This window comes from Haloarcula rubra, assembly GCF_019599465.1.
GTDB lineage: Archaea > Halobacteriota > Halobacteria > Halobacteriales > Haloarculaceae > Haloarcula > Haloarcula rubra.
The window spans coordinates 550,048-565,574 of sequence record NZ_RKLR01000002.1; the positions used below are offsets into that span (position 1 = coordinate 550,048).

Genomic DNA, 15,527 nt, shown 5'->3' on the forward strand with positions numbered 1-15,527 from the left:
GTCACAAGAACGTACCCCTCGCCGCGTCCGCTCCCGCGAGGCTTTTGTCCCGCAGGAGCGAACCCCAGTCAATGGCACAGGGTATCCTCGACACGCTGGGACTGATGGCCATCGTCGTACTGGCGATTCCGGTCGGCCTGTTCGGCGTCGAGCACCTCGTCCGGGGCGAGATGGTCGCCGGTGTCGTCTACCTCGGCATCGCCGTCGGGATGGTCGTGATAGAGCAGTACCTCACGACGCCGACTGACGTCCCGGGGATGGTCGCGGAGAAGACGGTCGGCGCCGTCGTCAAGACCGACGACCCGGCCGACGAGGACTAGCGCTCCGACCGCCAGCGGTCGGGGTCGTCCGCCGCGAGATACTCCGTCAGCAGGGAGGGGAAACTCCGGCCCTTGAGGTACCGTAGCCCGAAGTCCTCCGCCCAGTTGATGATGCCCTGGTCCTCCGTGACGACGCCGGCGTCCAGTTCCTTCGCCAGCATCAGGAGGTCGAAGTCCTCGCGGGAGTCCAGCACCCCCTGCCGGAGGGTGTCGCGGTACTCGTCGCGCAGGTCGGAGATGACCTTGTCCACCTCTGTCATGTGGTCGTGTTCCTCGACCGTCTCAGCGCGGGACTCCTCGGCCTTCCGGACGGCCTTCTCGGAGACGCGCAGGCCGCGGTCGACCCGGTCGGACATCTCGTCGATGAACTTGTAGACGAGGTCGGCGGGGACCATCACCTCGTGGTGGGCCGGCGCCTTCGTGATGACCCACGTGTCCAGTTTCGTCAGCACGTCGTCGCTGACGTCGCGGTTCTCCAACATCCCCGTCAACTCCGCTTTGATGGAGGGCGGCATGTAACAGGAGATGTTGTGAATCTGCTTCGCCGCCGCGACGAGCTCCAGGAGCTCCCGACACGCCGCCTCGACGTCCTGGTCCGGTCCCCGTATCTCCGTCGTGAGAAACAGCGAGGTGTCCAGCACGAACCGTTGCTTGAGCGGGCGGTCGGCCATACCGGCGGTAGGACGCCTGTCCACTAATGTCTGCTGACGGGTCCGACGCCCCGATACGTTTAGTCACTACGTGAACAACTCCCACACATGGCTCGGGACTGGTCGTCGGTGTTCGACCTCGGCGACACCGACCCCGAAGACCTGCTGGAGCACTTCGACCGGGCGTGGTTCCGCGGGGAGGCGTATCGGTACCTCTCGGACGCGCGCCACGGCGTCGAACGCGGCACCGCCATCGTCGACGACGTCGTCGTCCGGGGCTACCCCTCGATGCCGCGAGCGCTCGTCCTCGAACCGGCCGTCCACGAGGTGTTCGACGGCCCCGTCGCGGTCGAGGAGAAACTCAACGGCTACAACGTCCGGGTCGCCCGCGTCGACGGCGATGTGCTGGCGTTCACCCGGAGCGGGTTCGTCTGTCCGTACACGACCGCGAAAGTCGAGCGGACACTCGACCCCGACGGCTTCTTCGAGGACTACCCCGAGCACGTGCTGTGTGGCGAACTCGTCGGCCCGGAGAACCCCTACACCGAACACGACTACCCGGAGGTCGAGGAGGCGGCGTTCTACGTCTTCGGCGTTCGCCACCGCGAGACGGGCGACCCGATGCCGGTCGACCGCCGCCGGGAGTGCTGTGTCGACTACGACCTCGACCCGGTCCGCCACTACGGGACGTTCACGCCCGCGGCGGCCGTCTCGACGGCGAGAGAGGCCGTCCGTGACCTCGACGCCCACGGCCGGGAGGGAGTCGTCCTCAAGTCCACCGACGGCCGGCGCGCGCTGAAGTACACCACCAGCGCCATCCACCGCGCCGACCTCGAACACGCCTTCGCGCTCCCGTTCGATTACGGCCGGGACTTCATCTTCACCCGCGTCCTGCGCGAGGCGTTCCAGGCCGTCGAGTTCGAGGACTCCTCCGAACGGGTCCGAGAGCGAGCGCGAAAACTGGGTGAGTCGGTCCTCCTGCCGGCCGTCGAGACGGTGCGGGCCGTCGAGGCAGACGACCCGGTCGGCGAGACGCACACGGTCAGGGCCGACCCCGCGGTAATCGAGGCGCTGTTGTCGTACTTCCGGGACAAGGGGCTGGAACTGACGGTCCAACGGGACGAAATCGAGGACGGTGAACGGGTGGTCACGTTCACGAAAGTGGCCCGGTCGACCCGCGACAAGACGGCGTACTACCTCTCGGGCGGGACGATAGACGAGTGAGTCAGTCCGCGACGATGGCCTCGCCGGCCTCGTCCAGCAGTTCGTCGATGGAGCGCTCGCTCGGTTCGTTCTCGAGCAACACGTCGATTGGGAGGGTCGGTGCGCCGTCGACGAGGTTCTCCATCAGGACGAGGCGCTCGCGGGCCCGGGACATCCCGACGTAGAACACGCGCCGTTCGTTGTCGGTCAGCGTCGGCACCGGACTCGTGTGTTTCGTGAACTCGTCGACGCCGGGCACGTCGATGCCCTTCTGGTCGACGGTGGCGGCCATCTGCTCGACGACCTTCTCGGTGAGGTCCGTCGCGACGAACACGTGGTCGGCCTCCCGGCCCTTCGCGGAGTGGATGGTGCCCAGACGGACGCGGTCGGGGTCCATCCCGCGGTAGTCGCCCTTGAAGTAGGCGTTGACCGTGCGCTCCTGGAAGTTCGTGACCTTCCGGAGCATGTCGCCCGCCGAGGCGGGGTCGGGAACGAACGGGACGTGGTCGGTGACGACCGTGTGGTCGATCTCGATCTCGGCGATGTCCTCGGAGTCGCTGTCCTCCTCGATGTCTTCGAGGGCGTCGAAGAACTCGTCGCGTTCGCCGGTGCCGAAGGCGGAGTCGACGAGCATGTCGGCTAGTCGCCGCGCTTCGAGTACCGAGAGCGTCTCCTCGTTCTCGACGGCCTCGACGGCGTTGACGTACTGGGTCAGTCGGTCGGTCCACATCCGCTGGTCGGTCAGACAGGAGAAGGGGATGCCGTCGCCGATGAACTCGTCGATGAACTGGAACATCTGGTAGCGCGCCCGGAACAGCACCATCACCGTCTCGTCGGACTGGTCGACGGTGCCGGTGACGTTGCGCGCGAGGTCGTACATCGAGGGGTTCTGCACGGCCTCGACGCGGCCGCCCTCCTTGCGCGGATTCAGGTCCTTCTCCTGCCGTTTCTCGATGTGGCGCACCTCGCGGTTGACGACGTTGAGGATGCGCGAGGGGAGTCGGTAGGAGTTCGGGAGAATCTCGTCCTGCGTGACGTCCTCTTCGAGCAATAGGTCGGGGTCGGCCCCCTGCCACGCGTAGACGACCTGGTCGTCGTCGCCGGCGATGAGGACCCGCTTCATGTGGGGTTTCCACTCCTCGTAGACGTCGTACTGCAGGGTCGTGATGTCCTGGAACTCGTCGATGATGAGGTAGTCGACGTTCGGGAGCAGGGACCGCTGGGCGACCCGTTCGAGCATGTCGGCGAACCCGGTCAGGTCGTTGTCGCCCTTGTAGGTGCGCCAGCCACGGATGGCGCTGGGCACGTCCACCCGGTCGTCGTCGGTGGGCCACGTCGGCGTGTACTTGTTGCCCGTCTGGGCGTTGTCGTCTATCTCCGGCGGGAGGCGGACCTCCTCGTCGTCCCACTTGAACGGCACGTCGTACCAGTCGGCGACGTCCCGCCGGGTCCGCTGGAGCCACTGGCTGGTGGCGATAATCTTGTTACCGAGCGTCGTCGACCGGGCCGAGCGCCGCCGGGACCCCTCGTACTCGTCCTCGTACTCGATGCCGAACTGCTCGCAGAACTCCTCCTTGTCGTCCTCGCCGACGACGTCGCCCCGCGAGAGGTTCAGCAGTTCGTACGCCTTCGCGTGCATCGTACAGACGTTCCCGCGCAGGGCACGCGGTGTCAGGTCCAGTCGCTCGGCGAGACGCTCCCGTATCTCCGCGGCCGCGGCCCGCGTGTACGAGACCACCAGCACGTCCCGGAAGTCGACGTCGTCGTCCTCCAGCAGTTCCTCGACGCGGTCGAGCAGCGCCGTCGTCTTCCCGCTACCGGGCCCACCGAACAGGCGGACAACCTCGGTGGTCGAATCAGTCATTGCACCTATACTAGGCCCCCGGACCAATAAACGACGTGCTTTCGAGAAACGGGGGTTACTCGGCTCAGACCGCTACCGATACAGCGAGACGTACAGCATCGCGAACCCGATGATGAAGGGGATGGTCTCGGCCATCTGGAAGAACACCTGCACGAGCGCGCCCACCTCGCCGGCGCTCAACTGGGTGATGACACTGGAGATGGCGACGCCCATGCTGATGAACGCGAAGCCGACGAACGCGTACTGGAGTCGTTCGGACGGTCGCTTCCGGTAGGCCTGAAAACTGATGAGCGTGATACCGAGCGTCAGGCCGAACACGACCATCCGCATCAACACGAGCGCTCCGCGCGCGATTGCGACGCCCTCGGCCATCCGTTCAGTACTCCCCTTTCATGCGGTCACTCGGGATTCAGTTCGTCCCACAGCTGACTGAACCGGTCTGGGAGGTTCTCTTCCCGGTAGATACGCACCTTGTACTCCTCGTCCTCCAGCGAGATGACCGTGGACTCGAAGTTGGACTCGTACACCTTGTAGTGGTTCCCGTCCTCGGCGACCAGCGTGTGGTCCTTGACGAGGTCGTACTCGTCCAGCAGTTCGATGCGGCGGTACACGGTCGGCAACGAGAGGTCGCACTCCTCGGCGAGTTCTTTGGCTGAATGCGGTTCGCGGCTGATGGCTGCCAGCACCCGTCGTGCGTGCTGGTCCCCGATTGTGTCGAGAACCTCCTCGATACTCTTGTCCTCTGCCACTGTAAGTGAGTTCTCATCCGGTCACATAAGCGTTTTCGAGAGCCGGGGTTGTTTCAGAGTCGGAAAACGCTGGTGGGTTTATATGACGACACGGCCACTACGCTCTCTTGCGGATCGCGTTCAGGTGAGATGATGTCCGGAGACAACCTCCGTCGCGTCGCGACGGGCAAGACGATGGGTGACCGACCAGACGAGCGACTGACCCCCCTCGGAGGGTCGAGTGACCCACGAACGAACGACACTGCTAGTCGTGACGCTCTCCCGGAGTCGCTGTTGACTTCGGTCGTCGACGACGTCGCCGACGGCGACCTCGCCGTCGACGACGGCATGGTGACCCAGAGCCTGGACGAGATTCTGCTCGCGCTGATAGCGTTGTCCGACGACGAGACGCACGGGACCGGTCTCATGGCGGAGCTGTCGCGTCTGTTCGACGCGGACCTGAGTCCGGGTACCGTGTACCCGCGTCTGCACGACCTCGAAGCCGACGACACGCTCACGGTGCACGAGCTCGTACAGACCAAGCAGTACTCGATAACCGACACCGCCGCAGCGGAATCGCGAATCGAGGCCGCGGCGTACAGGCATCTCCTGCTGGGGATGTTCCTACACGCGTCGCTGGACGCGCTGTAACTACTCTCGTCTACCGCTTTGCGGCGTCGACGAGGGCCGACGACTGACCCCCGTCGGCCCCTCGGCGCTCGGGCGACGAACGCCACCGGTCGACGACTGACCCCCGTCGGCCGGTGGCCGTTTCTCGCGATACTCGACCCGACAGCGCACCCGCTACGTCGTCGGATGCGGAAAAAACGGACCGCCGTCGAACCGGTCTCAGTTTACCGGTGTCCAGCCACACACCGAGCACTCGCTCGCGGCAGACTCGTGAAGGCCGCCACAGTCCGGACACTGCTTCTTGTTGTAGTTCTCCTCCCAACCCGTCTCGTCGACGTCGTGGCCTCGTTGGGAGAGGAATTCGTCGAACATGTCGTCTCCACTCGGTGCGGTCGCCATACATGCTATGGTATAGCACACCAGTATTTAGAGCTACCGATACTGAGAAACGTTGCCGCACGACACGATACGTATCGACGCCGGTGCCGTACCGACCTTCCGTCCGCCGATTCGTCGCCGTCGACGGTAGGTCCGGAGATACACTTACCCCGACGCCGGCCGAGGCGTGGCTATGGCTATCGGTGAGGACCTGCTCGTACCGACGCTGATCGTCGGGGGTATCGGACTGTTTCTCCTCGGTGCCGGGCTCCGCGAGGCCTACCTGACGGTCCGGCTCTGGCGCCGGCGTGCGGTTCCCATCGGTGACCTCGGGGAGGCGTCCGGGACGGTCACCGTGACGGGCCGTGCGGAACGAATCGACGAGACGCGCCGGGCACCGCTGTCCGGACGGGACTGCCTCGCCTACGCCTGGCGAATCGTCGGCCTCCGGACGGTGCGCGGGTTCGACGGCGCGTCGAACAGTCCTACCACCAACTCGCCCGCGGGCAGGACGCCGTGCGGTTCCGACTCAGCGACTACAGCGGGAGCGTCGTCGACCCGAGCGAGGCGACGCTCCGCCTGAACGAGGCACAGGTCTCCGACCCGGTGCGCGACCCGGTCGGGCGGAACGACGTCTCGCTGGCCGGCGTCTCCCACGACGGCCCCCGCCAGTACTACGAGGCGCGCGTCGACGAGGGCGAGACCATCGTCGTTCAGGGCCGCCTCAGACCGTCCGACGACGCCCGACTCGACGTCGAGAAAATCGGGGTCCAGCTGTCCGGGCGCGGCCTGTACATCGCCGATTCGGACCGGTCGCAGGCGATTCGCCGCTCGGCGCTCGCCGCAGGCGTATCGCTCGTCCTCGGCACCGCGGCGCTGGCCGTCCTCGCCGTCCTCCTCGGCGTCGTCCCCTGACCTCGAAGCCCCTCGGAGTCCCGTCGTGAGAGACTGGCCTATCTCCGTGGTGATTCCGGTCACACTATCCCGGCGTAACGGGTGTCTCTACGAAGACGACACACCGAGTTCCGTCGGTCGGCAGGTCGTCGACCTGGAACCGGGCAGAAGTTGGATGGGCCCTGCCGGATTTGAACCAGCGCTCAATCGGTTATGAGCCGATCGCTTTAACCAGACTAAGCTAAGGGCCCCTTCGTGCGTCGTTTCTCGGTTCCACGTCTTTAGCCTGTCGGGTCCGCGTCGGCCGGTTCGTGGGTCGCCGGCTCGCGAGGCTCGCCGTGTAGCGAACCGAGAGAAGGACGCCACCGCCAGGGCTCGAACCTGGGACAACCTGGGTAACAACCAGGTGCTCTACCAACTGAGCTACGGCGGCTTGCTCGCATGCATCGATTGACGGAGTTGTTAAATATGGCTTTCGTTTCCGAGCGCCATCGACACGCTTTCACGCACTCTGTGAGTACCGGCGGACATGAGCGACGAGTTCGACGCCGTCGTCGAGCGGGTCCACGAGCGGGTCTCGCCCGACGCCGAGGAGCGCGAGCGGTTACAGCGGGCCGCCGAGACGGTGATGGAGCGGGCAGCGGACGCTATCGCCGACCTCCCCGTCTCGGCCGAGGTGATACAGGTCGGGTCGACGGCCAGAGGGACGTGGACCGCGGGGGACCGCGACGTCGACGTGTTCGTCGCGTTCCCGCCGGACCTGCCACGGGAGACGCTGGAGGAGTACGGGCTGGACGTGGGCCACGCCGTCCTCCCCGAGGGCCGCGAGGAGTACGCCGAACACCCCTACGTCGTCGGCGAGTGCGAAGGGTACACCGTCGACCTGGTTCCCTGTTACGCAGTCGAGGACGCCACGGCCATCCAGTCGGCCGTCGACCGGACCCCGTTCCACACCCGCTATCTCGACTCGCGGCTGGACGACGCACTCGCCGGGGAGGTCCGGGTCACGAAGCAGTTCCTGAAGGGTATCGGCGTCTACGGGAGCGACCTCCGGACGCGGGGGTTCTCGGGCTACCTGACGGAGTTGCTGGTGCTGGAGTACGGTGGGTTCCGCGAGTTGGTCGCGGCGGCCGCCGACTGGCACCCGCCGGTCACCTTCGACCCGGAGGGCCACGGGACCGTCTCGTTCGACGGCCCGCTCGTGGTCGTCGACCCGACGGACCCCGAGCGCAACGTCGCCGCCGTCTGTTCGGCGACCAACGTGGCGCGGTTCCAGCACTACGCGCGTGCCCTCCTCGCGAACCCCCGAACCGACCTGTTCGAGGCCAGCGACCCCGACCCGTACGACGCCGACGCCGTCAGGACGGCCGTCGAGCGTCGCGGGACGACGCCGGTGGCGTTGCGGTTCGACGCCCCGGACGTCGTCGAGGACCAACTCTGGCCACAGTTACGGAAGTCGCTGGGCGGCCTCACCGACGAACTCGACCGGCGGGGGTTCGACGTGCTCCGCTCGGCGACGTTCACGACGGACACCAGAGGTGCGAATGAGGAGACCGAGTCGGACGGCGCGGGCGAGGCGGTGCTGCTGGCGGAACTCGCCGTCGCCGAACGCCCGGCCGTCGAGCGCCACGACGGGCCGCCGGTCCACGTCCGCGAACACGCCACGGGGTTCTACGAGGCGTACGCCGACGACCCCGACGTGGCGGGCCCGTTCGTCGACGGCGAGCGATACGTCGTCGAACGACCGCGCGAGGTGACGACCGCGGAGGCGTTCGTCACGAGTGACGCGCTGTTCGACGTGCGACTCGGGCCGCACGTCGAGTCGGCGCTCGAAGCGGGGTACGACGTGCTCGTCGGCGAGGAGATAGCGGCACTGGCCGACTCGTTCGGCGTGGCACTGGCCGACTACTTCGATCCGAAGCCCTGAGCGGCGACCCGGTCGAGGACGTCGCGGGCGTCCTCGCTCACGCCGTCGTCGGGTTCCATCGGTTCGTAGCCGTCGAACACCTCGTGGACGGTCGTCACCGAGTCCGAGAGGGTATCGAGGCCGTAGCCGCCTTCGAGGACGAAGGACAGGTCGGCGCCACAGTCGTCGGCGAGCGTGCGCACCCGCTGGGTCATGGCGCCGTACCCCTCCGTGGTCACGCGCATCCGCGAGATGGGGTCGTGCTCGTGGGCGTCGAAGCCGGCGCTGACGACGAGCAGGTCCGGGTCGTAGTCGGCGATGGCCGGACCGATGGCCTCGTCGATGGCCGCGAGGTAGTCGGCGGTGTCCGCGCCGGGTTGGTACTTCACGTTGAGGTTCGTGCCGTCGGCGTCGTTCTCGCCCGTCTCGTCGATGGCACCGGTACCGGGATAGAGGCCGTCCTCGTGGATGGACGCGTAGAACACGTCCTCGCGGTCGTAGAAGATGTCCTGCGTGCCGTTGCCGTGGTGGACGTCCCAGTCGAAGATGGCGACCCGCTCTGCATCCGCTTCGAGGGCGGCCTGTGCGGCGACGGCGGCGTTGTTGATGAAACAGAACCCCATCGCGTCGTCGTAGACGGCGTGGTGGCCCGGCGGGCGGCCGAGTGCGAAGGGTGTGTCGCGGGCCGAGACGCCGTCCATCGCCGTCTCGGCGGCCCAGACGGCCAGCCCGGCCGAGGCTACCGCGGCGTCCCACGTCGCCTCGACGGCGACGGTGTCGGCGTCCCAGTTGCCCCCGCCGTCGTCGCAGAACTCGCGGAACTCCTCGACGTAGTCGGCGTCGTGGACGCCGTGGACCAACTCCATGTCGACGTCGTTGGGGGCGACGTACTCGACGCCGTGGCGGTCCTTGAGTGCGCGTCTGACCGCCCGGAGTCGGTCGGGACTCTCGGGGTGGCGCGGGCCGGTGTCGTGGTCCAGACAGACCTCGCGGTAGCCGAAGTTCATTCAGTAGTACTGGCCGAGTTGGAAGTAGGTCTCGATGTCTGCCGCTTTGACTGTTCGGCGGTCGGCGTGACGGGCCAGCGTCGCCGCGGCGGCGGCCACGTCGTCGGCGAACGCTTCGAGGATGTTCGCGAGGGCGACGCGAGCGTCCATCGCCACGCGGTAGTCGTCGTCGATGTCGAGGCGCGCGATGCGGTCGACCGGCGCCACCGGGAGTTCCAGACTGTCCTTGTCCGGGACGTGTCCGACGCCGAAGTCCGACGGCATCAGCGTCTTTCGGCCGTCCGCGGTCGCTTCCTCGGCGGCGGTGACCGCGAGCGACGCTCCCCGTCGTTGAATCCGACGAGCCAGTTCCTCTGCCGCGTCGGCACTGACCCGTAACCCGTCCGCGTTCCGTCGGATGACGGCGTCCACCGGCGCGAACGGTAGCTCGACGCTCATACCCACAAGCGGGAGTGTTGCGGCCTTAAGAGTTTCCGTAGCGGCGCTCTCCCGCTCAGAACACGTCGTCGGCGTCCAGACGGTCGCCGTCCACGACCCCGCGGACCGTGATTTCCTGTCCCAACTGGACGCGCTCGCTCGTCTCGACGCTCATCGTCTCCTCGCCGTCGTCCAGTACGACCGGGTCGCCGGTCTGGACGACGGTCCCGGTGAACTCGACCTGTTCGGCGGCCTGCGCGCCGCCGCCGTCGTCGGTCCGGCCGGAACTGCCGCCGGCCTCGCTCGACGCGCCGTCGCTGTCGCCGTCGGCGAACGAGGAGAGGCCGGCGTGTTCGTCGTCGCCCGAGGGGGCTGGTGCACTGCCGACGTCCGTCCCGTCGTCCAAAACGACCACCGTCGACGCCCAGTTCGCGGAGGCCTCCTTGTCGTCCTGCCAGCCGTCCTGTATCTCCACGTCGGCGGCCAGTACCTCGTCGCCGGGCGCGATGTCCTTCTCGGCCTTGTCGCCCCACAGCGCCACCCGGATATCGCCCGTGGCGTCCTGAATCCGGACGTTCCGGACCTGTCCCTCGCTGCCGTCGTCGCGGTCGAAGGTGCGGACGGGGTCGGCCGAGCGGACGACGCCGGCGATGTCGACGGTGTCGCCGATCTCGACGGTCTCGATGGGGTCGGCGTCGGGTTCGAAGTCGACCGCCTCGTCTATCTCGTCGACGGCCCCCTCGTCGCCGACGTGCAGTTCGAGCGACCCGTCGCGCTCGCGGACGTAGCCGTCGACGACTTCGACGGCGGTGCCGGGGGCCAGTTCCTCGGCGCGGTCGGCGCGGTCGTCCCACATCGTCACTCGCACACGTCCGGTCTCGTCGCCCAGCGTGAGGTTCGACACTCTGCCTTCGCTCCCGTCGTCGCGGTCGAAGGTGCGGATGCTGTCGGTGTCCAGGACGAGGCCCCGCAGTGTCACGTCGGACTGCCCCATCGTCAGCGACTCGACGGTGGATCCGTCGCCGGGTTCGACGTCGATGGTGGCGTCCTCGTCGGGTTCGGCCTTGTCGACGGAGACTTCGAGGCCGTTGTACCCTTCCTTCGGTCGGCCCTTCACCCGCAGGACGTCGCCGACGTCGAGTGCGCCGTCGTCGATGTCGGCGGCTTGCTGGTCCCAGAACGCCAGCCGAATCGAGGCCGTCTCGTCGGCCGCCTCGACGTTGATGACCCGGCCGTCCTCGTCCTCGCCGTCCCGTTCGAACGTCTTCAGGTCGCCGATGGCCATCACCTTCGCGAGGAACTTCACCTCGTCCATCCCCGGTTCCACGTCCGCGACGGTCTCGACTTCGCCCTCGTTGAGTTCGTGGGCGAGCAACATCGCGGCCGTCTCCTCGTCGGCGAGGCCGCCCATCTGTTCGACCTTCTCCTCGACGGCCTCGCGGAACTCCTCCTCCGAGACGTCCGTCTCTAAATCCGCGTAAATGTCCTCTATCGCACCCATCTATCTATGGGACGCAGGGATGGGCCGCGCTTAAGCGTTGTCGTTGGCCGAGCGAGGCGCTGCAGTCCGTCGATTCCGTCGTCGTTCCCATGCTCGACGTTGGCCTCGTCACCCGATATAAACCTCCGCCCGACGGGAACTCCGCCTCACCGTTCGGCCGTCGTCACTTCAGTCGGGCCGTCACCGTGGTCGTGGGTGACGACGACGCGTCCGGGGAGACCGGCCGCGAACTGCACGGTCGCCTCGTAGTCGATTTCGACGATGGCCTGCGTACACGCGTCGCCGGCGTCGTCGCGGTCGACCGTCTCGACGGCGACGGTCAGTTCGTCGGCCGTGGCGTCGTAGTCGGCACTCGACAGTGCGGCGGTCTTACAGCCGTTGGCGCCCCAGATGGTCCCTTCGACGGTCACCGCGTCCGTCCCGAAGGTGACGCTGGCCTCGCTGGCTTGCGTCCCGGACCCGCGTCCAGTGACGGTGAACTCGCTGTCGGTCACGCGTGGGCCTTCGCCCCCCGTGCCGTTGTCTGTTCCGCCGTCACCCGTTCCGGGGTCACCACGCGACGCGCAACCGGCCAGACCGACCGTACCGACCGCGCCGAGTCGTCGAAGAAGGGTTCTGCGTTGCACACCCTGACAACCGTCCGGAGATACGAAGGCCCTTGTGATGGTTCAAATCCGGCTTTGACCGTGGTGTGCTCTCCCGTCGCGCGCGGCCGTCGAACCGTCACCCTTTTCATACCGACCACCCTCCGTCAAGATGAGTCCGGATAGGGTAGTGGACTATCCTCTTGGCTTGCGGAGCCAGGGACCGGAGTTCAAATCTCCGTCCGGACGTCATTCTCTCGAAGCAAACCGGCGAGCGCCACGCTCGCTCCGCTCGCGTGGAACTCCGTCCGGACGCTACATTCCCGCGCACCAACTCTGCGAGCGACGGCGTCGTCACGCCACTTTTGCCGACCCCCCACGTATCGCCGTGCATGGACGCCCACCTCCGGGCCGGTATCGCCGTCTACGACGCCGGGCGGTTCCACGCCGCCCACGACGCGTGGGAGGACTACTGGCTCGAACTCGACGAGGGCCGCGACGAGCGCTTCCTCCACGGCCTCATCCAGTTCACCGCCGTCGTCCACCACGGCCGCGGGGAGAACTGGTCGGGTGCGCAGGGACTCGCGGAGAGCGCCGGCGAGTACCTCGCGGACCTGCCGGCCGACTACCGCGGCGTGAACCTCGGCGACGTGCGGCCGTTCCTCGCACGGGTGGCCGCCGACCCGGCGGCCGTCGACTGGGGCGCGCCGCCGAAACTGACCCACGAGGGTGCGGTGCTCGACTACGAGGCGCTGGACTTCGACGCGACGGCCGTCGCCGCTGAGGTGTTGGCAGAGGCCGACGGCTACGACGAGTCCGTGGTCGACGACGCCGTCGACTACGCCCGCGACGAACTCGGCGAGCGGGGCGAGGGGCGGTTCGTCGGCCTCCTGTTCTCGTTCGTCCGCGACGGCGATAATCGGCCGGTCGTCTACCACCGACTGCGCGACCACGTCCAGCGCGAACGGCAGAAGGACGACGACGTACGGGGACTGTTCGACTGAGCCGACGCGTCGGAACCCGGTTGTTCCGGACTCAAGCGTCCGGCTCGACGACTCGGTCTTCGCCCTCGAAGTGGGCGGAGTTGTCCTGCGGGCGGTAGCCCAGCACCTCGCGGGCGCGGTCGAGGGAGTAGTACTTCCGGTCGTTGTCGGAGATGCCGTAGACGATCTCGAACTCGTAGTCGGCTTCGAGCGCGCACTCGTGGATGTGGGCGCAGTCGGGGTAGGAGAGCCACATCGCCTGTCCGCGCTCGTAGTCGATGGGCGGGTGCCCGCGGGTGAGGTTCCCGATGCGGATGTTACACACCTTGATGCCGTGTTCGTCGTGGTAGTAGCGGCCGAGAACCTCGCCGGTGGCCTTCGAGACGCCGTAGAGGTTGCCGGGGCGGGGGAACTCCGACCCGTCGAGCAGGAAGTCGTCTTCCTCGCGGTACATCTCGGGGGTGCGGCGGTCGGTCTCGAACGCGCCGACGGCGTGGTTCGACGAGGCGTAGACGAACCTCTCGACGCCCTCGTCGACGGCGGCCTCGTACATCTTCTGGGTGCCGTCGATGTTGTTCGCCAGCACGGAGTCCCACGGAGCCTCGGGACGTGGGTCGCCGGCGAGGTGGATGACGGCGCCGACGCCCTCGACGGCGGCCGCGACGTCCTCGTCGTCGGCGACGTCGCCGACGAGGTACTCGTGGGATGGCTCCTCGGCCGGCGGACTGTGGAACATGAGTTTCCACTCGTAGGCGTCGCCGATGCCTTCGAGGATGGCCTCCCCGACCGCGCCGCCCGCGCCTGTGAGTAGAACCGGGTCGTCCATTCGTATACGGTGGATAGACAGCGCACAATAGGTAGCTTGCGGTTCCGTTATGTGCCGGCAGACCGACCATTCGGTATGGACCCGACGACGCCGCAGGTCGCCTGTTTCGAGGCCGGCATCAAGTTCGGCTCGCTGTATCACCAGTTCGCCGGGACGCCGGTGAGTCCCGACAGCGCGGACTCCTTGGCGGCCGCGATGGAGGACGCCATAGAGAACCAACCACACTGCGAGTCGGTCACCGTCGAGGTTCGCGAGGCTCCCCTTCGCGAGGCTATCGCGGCGGCCGGGGCCGACTACACGGAACTGACCGGCCGCTTCCTCGACGTGTCGATGACAATCGACTACGAGGGCTGTGTCGTCGAGACGAGCATGGCGATGGCGGACGGCTACCCGCTGATGCAGGTCGACTCGGTCGGGGAGTGACGCGTCGCTCGGTTGGTATCGCCACGCTACCCTCCGAAAATTTTACCCTCGCTGGTCGTGCAACTCCGGTGATGACCCTCCACGCGATAGACAACATCGACGACGCTATCGACGCCACGCAGGCGTTCCTGTTCCCGTTCGACCTCCGGAAGTGGCTCAAACTGGCGTTCGTCGTCTTCTTCGTCGGCGGCGGTGGTAGCGGCCTGAACTTCGCTCGCAGTCTGAACAGTTTCGACGACTTCGGTCAGGGGCCGACCGGACCGAACGGTTCCGGGAGCGAGTTCGCGCTCACCGGCACGCTGGACGTACTGCCGTCGATTGCGGACGGCACGCTGTCACAGTTCACGCCGCCCGGTCCGGAGCTTCCGCCGGGTGCCGCCGAGGCGTTGGCCGGTGCTGGCATCGTGCTGCTCGTCGCGCTTCTCGCCGTGGCCCTCTTCGTGTTGGTCGTCGGCCTGCTGAGCAACTTCATGGAGTTCGTCTTCGTCCAGTCCCTCGTCGAACGGGAGGTCCACGTCCGGCGATACTTCGGCGAGAACGTCGGGAACGGCGTCCGTCTGCTCGTGTTCCGCCTCGTCTTCGGCCTCGTGACGCTGTTGCTCGCCGGTGGTGCCTTCCTCGTTCTCTTCCTCGTCGTCGCCGGCGGGGAACTCGCCAACCTCGGGCCGGAAGCCCTCGTCGCGTCGTCCACGCTACTGATTCTCGGGTTCGCCGTGTTCGCCGTCGTCAGCGGCGTCGTCAACGGGTTCACGACGGTGTTCGTCGTGCCGCTGATGTTGCAGGGCGACCACGGCGTCGTGCAGGGGTGGCGACGGCTCCTCGCCTCTATCGGCGAGCACCCGAAGCAGTATCTCGCGTACCTCGCCCTCTCGGTCGTCCTCGGCATCGGGGTCGGCATCGTCGGCGCAGTCGCCGGCGTCGTCGCGTTCGTCGTCCTGCTGATTCCGTTCGGCCTCGCCGCCGCCGCCCTCTGGTTCGCGCTGGGACAGGGACTCGTCGCCGGCGTGCTGGCGGGCCTCGTCCTCGCCCTGTTCGCGCTGGCGATGCTCGTCGTCGCGAACCTCGTCAAAGTGCCGCTACAGGCGTTCCTGCGGTACTACGCCATGCTGGTGTTGGGTGCCATCGACGCCGAGATGGACCCGGTCCCCGAGGTCAGAGCCGACGTGGCCGACTGAGAGAGCTTTTCGGTTTTCGCGCCGTCCGCCCGCTCACG

At 67.1% G+C, this 15,527-nt stretch carries 19 protein-coding genes and 3 tRNA genes; 10 read left to right on the forward strand and 12 right to left on the reverse strand.

Going from position 1 to position 15,527, the window contains the following annotated elements; genetic code table 11:
• Positions 1–71 precede the first annotated feature (71 nt).
• The gene (locus EGH21_RS07580) at positions 72–320 is read left to right on the forward strand and encodes a DUF7533 family protein (protein ID WP_220617868.1); all 249 of its coding nucleotides are present in this window, start codon (positions 72–74) and stop codon (positions 318–320) included.
• Here EGH21_RS07580 and EGH21_RS07585 read toward each other — a convergent pair.
• Positions 317–991: an RNA ligase partner protein gene (locus tag EGH21_RS07585; RefSeq protein WP_220617869.1), complete on the reverse strand. Its 675-nt coding sequence runs from the start codon at positions 989–991 to the stop codon at positions 317–319. The two genes, EGH21_RS07580 and EGH21_RS07585, sit on opposite strands and share 4 nt — an antisense overlap.
• 87 nt (positions 992–1,078) lie before the next feature.
• On the opposite strand from EGH21_RS07585, the gene EGH21_RS07590 reads away from it, so the two are divergent.
• A complete protein-coding gene (locus tag EGH21_RS07590) occupies positions 1,079–2,194 on the forward strand; it encodes an RNA ligase (protein ID WP_220617870.1) in 1,116 nt (371 codons plus the stop codon).
• Position 2,195: 1 nt separating this feature from the next.
• On the opposite strand, the gene EGH21_RS07595 is transcribed toward EGH21_RS07590, so the two are convergent.
• The 3 genes from EGH21_RS07595 to EGH21_RS07605 all read right to left on the reverse strand — a co-directional run bounded on the left by EGH21_RS07595 (position 2,196) and on the right by EGH21_RS07605 (position 4,786).
• Positions 2,196–4,037, reverse strand: coding sequence for a UvrD-helicase domain-containing protein (locus EGH21_RS07595; protein ID WP_220617871.1), 1,842 nt, complete (start codon positions 4,035–4,037; stop codon positions 2,196–2,198).
• A gap of 72 nt (positions 4,038–4,109) precedes the next feature.
• Entirely contained in the window at positions 4,110–4,409 is a 300-nt protein-coding gene (locus tag EGH21_RS07600; RefSeq protein WP_220617872.1) for a DUF7521 family protein, read from the reverse strand.
• A gap of 26 nt (positions 4,410–4,435) precedes the next feature.
• The gene (locus tag EGH21_RS07605) at positions 4,436–4,786 is read right to left on the reverse strand and encodes an ArsR/SmtB family transcription factor (RefSeq protein WP_220617873.1); all 351 of its coding nucleotides are present in this window, start codon (positions 4,784–4,786) and stop codon (positions 4,436–4,438) included.
• Positions 4,787–4,918: 132 nt separating this feature from the next.
• Here EGH21_RS07605 and EGH21_RS07610 point away from each other — a divergent pair, with 132 nt between their 5' ends.
• The gene (locus EGH21_RS07610) at positions 4,919–5,416 is read left to right on the forward strand and encodes a PadR family transcriptional regulator (RefSeq protein ID WP_220617874.1); all 498 of its coding nucleotides are present in this window, start codon (positions 4,919–4,921) and stop codon (positions 5,414–5,416) included.
• 198 nt (positions 5,417–5,614) lie between these two features.
• Here the strand turns inward: EGH21_RS07610 and EGH21_RS07615 are convergent, their stop codons facing one another.
• Positions 5,615–5,794 carry an HVO_0416 family zinc finger protein gene (locus EGH21_RS07615; RefSeq protein ID WP_220617875.1) on the reverse strand — a complete coding sequence of 60 codons (180 nt, stop codon included), beginning with the start codon at positions 5,792–5,794 and terminating at the stop codon, positions 5,615–5,617.
• A 172-nt stretch (positions 5,795–5,966) separates the two neighbouring features.
• On the opposite strand from EGH21_RS07615, the gene EGH21_RS07620 reads away from it, so the two are divergent.
• Positions 5,967–6,356, forward strand: a complete 390-nt coding sequence (locus EGH21_RS07620; protein ID WP_220617876.1) for a hypothetical protein — start codon at positions 5,967–5,969, stop codon at positions 6,354–6,356.
• On the forward strand, positions 6,290–6,688 hold the full coding sequence (locus EGH21_RS07625) for a hypothetical protein (protein WP_220617877.1): 399 nt from the start codon (positions 6,290–6,292) through the stop codon (positions 6,686–6,688). The genes EGH21_RS07620 and EGH21_RS07625 overlap by 67 nt, the downstream gene beginning before the upstream one ends.
• A gap of 155 nt (positions 6,689–6,843) precedes the next feature.
• Here the strand turns inward: EGH21_RS07625 and EGH21_RS07630 are convergent.
• Positions 6,844–6,918, reverse strand: a tRNA-Ile gene (locus tag EGH21_RS07630).
• Between the two features lie 109 nt (positions 6,919–7,027).
• Positions 7,028–7,100, reverse strand: a tRNA-Asn gene (locus EGH21_RS07635).
• A 96-nt stretch (positions 7,101–7,196) separates the two neighbouring features.
• Between EGH21_RS07635 and cca the strand changes: the two genes are divergently transcribed.
• Positions 7,197–8,594 carry a CCA tRNA nucleotidyltransferase gene (gene cca / locus EGH21_RS07640; RefSeq protein ID WP_220617878.1) on the forward strand — a complete coding sequence of 466 codons (1,398 nt, stop codon included), beginning with the start codon at positions 7,197–7,199 and terminating at the stop codon, positions 8,592–8,594.
• On the opposite strand, the gene EGH21_RS07645 is transcribed toward cca, so the two are convergent.
• The 4 genes from EGH21_RS07645 to EGH21_RS07660 all read right to left on the reverse strand — a co-directional run bounded on the left by EGH21_RS07645 (position 8,573) and on the right by EGH21_RS07660 (position 11,992).
• Positions 8,573–9,580 carry a histone deacetylase family protein gene (locus tag EGH21_RS07645; protein WP_220617879.1) on the reverse strand — a complete coding sequence of 336 codons (1,008 nt, stop codon included), beginning with the start codon at positions 9,578–9,580 and terminating at the stop codon, positions 8,573–8,575. The two genes, cca and EGH21_RS07645, sit on opposite strands and share 22 nt — an antisense overlap.
• Positions 9,581–10,018 carry a histone gene (locus EGH21_RS07650; protein ID WP_220617880.1) on the reverse strand — a complete coding sequence of 146 codons (438 nt, stop codon included), beginning with the start codon at positions 10,016–10,018 and terminating at the stop codon, positions 9,581–9,583.
• Between the two features lie 55 nt (positions 10,019–10,073).
• Positions 10,074–11,498: a single-stranded DNA binding protein gene (locus tag EGH21_RS07655; RefSeq protein WP_220617881.1), complete on the reverse strand. Its 1,425-nt coding sequence runs from the start codon at positions 11,496–11,498 to the stop codon at positions 10,074–10,076.
• A gap of 146 nt (positions 11,499–11,644) precedes the next feature.
• On the reverse strand, positions 11,645–11,992 hold the full coding sequence (locus EGH21_RS07660; RefSeq protein WP_220617882.1) for a hypothetical protein: 348 nt from the start codon (positions 11,990–11,992) through the stop codon (positions 11,645–11,647).
• Between the two features lie 266 nt (positions 11,993–12,258).
• Here EGH21_RS07660 and EGH21_RS07665 point away from each other — a divergent pair.
• Together EGH21_RS07665 and EGH21_RS07670 are read left to right on the forward strand one after the other, a co-directional pair.
• Positions 12,259–12,331, forward strand: a tRNA-Arg gene (locus tag EGH21_RS07665).
• 143 nt (positions 12,332–12,474) lie between these two features.
• Entirely contained in the window at positions 12,475–13,086 is a 612-nt protein-coding gene (locus tag EGH21_RS07670; protein ID WP_220617883.1) for a DUF309 domain-containing protein, read from the forward strand.
• A gap of 31 nt (positions 13,087–13,117) precedes the next feature.
• Here EGH21_RS07670 and azf read toward each other — a convergent pair whose 3' ends face one another.
• Entirely contained in the window at positions 13,118–13,891 is a 774-nt protein-coding gene (gene azf / locus EGH21_RS07675) for an NAD-dependent glucose-6-phosphate dehydrogenase Azf (RefSeq protein ID WP_220617884.1), read from the reverse strand.
• Positions 13,892–13,966: 75 nt separating this feature from the next.
• Here azf and EGH21_RS07680 point away from each other — a divergent pair, with 75 nt between their 5' ends.
• Both EGH21_RS07680 and EGH21_RS07685 read left to right on the forward strand, forming a co-directional pair.
• Positions 13,967–14,314 carry a dihydroneopterin aldolase family protein gene (locus EGH21_RS07680; protein WP_220617885.1) on the forward strand — a complete coding sequence of 116 codons (348 nt, stop codon included), beginning with the start codon at positions 13,967–13,969 and terminating at the stop codon, positions 14,312–14,314.
• 71 nt (positions 14,315–14,385) lie between these two features.
• Positions 14,386–15,489, forward strand: coding sequence for a DUF7544 domain-containing protein (locus tag EGH21_RS07685; protein WP_220617886.1), 1,104 nt, complete (start codon positions 14,386–14,388; stop codon positions 15,487–15,489).
• Positions 15,490–15,527: the final 38 nt, after the last annotated feature.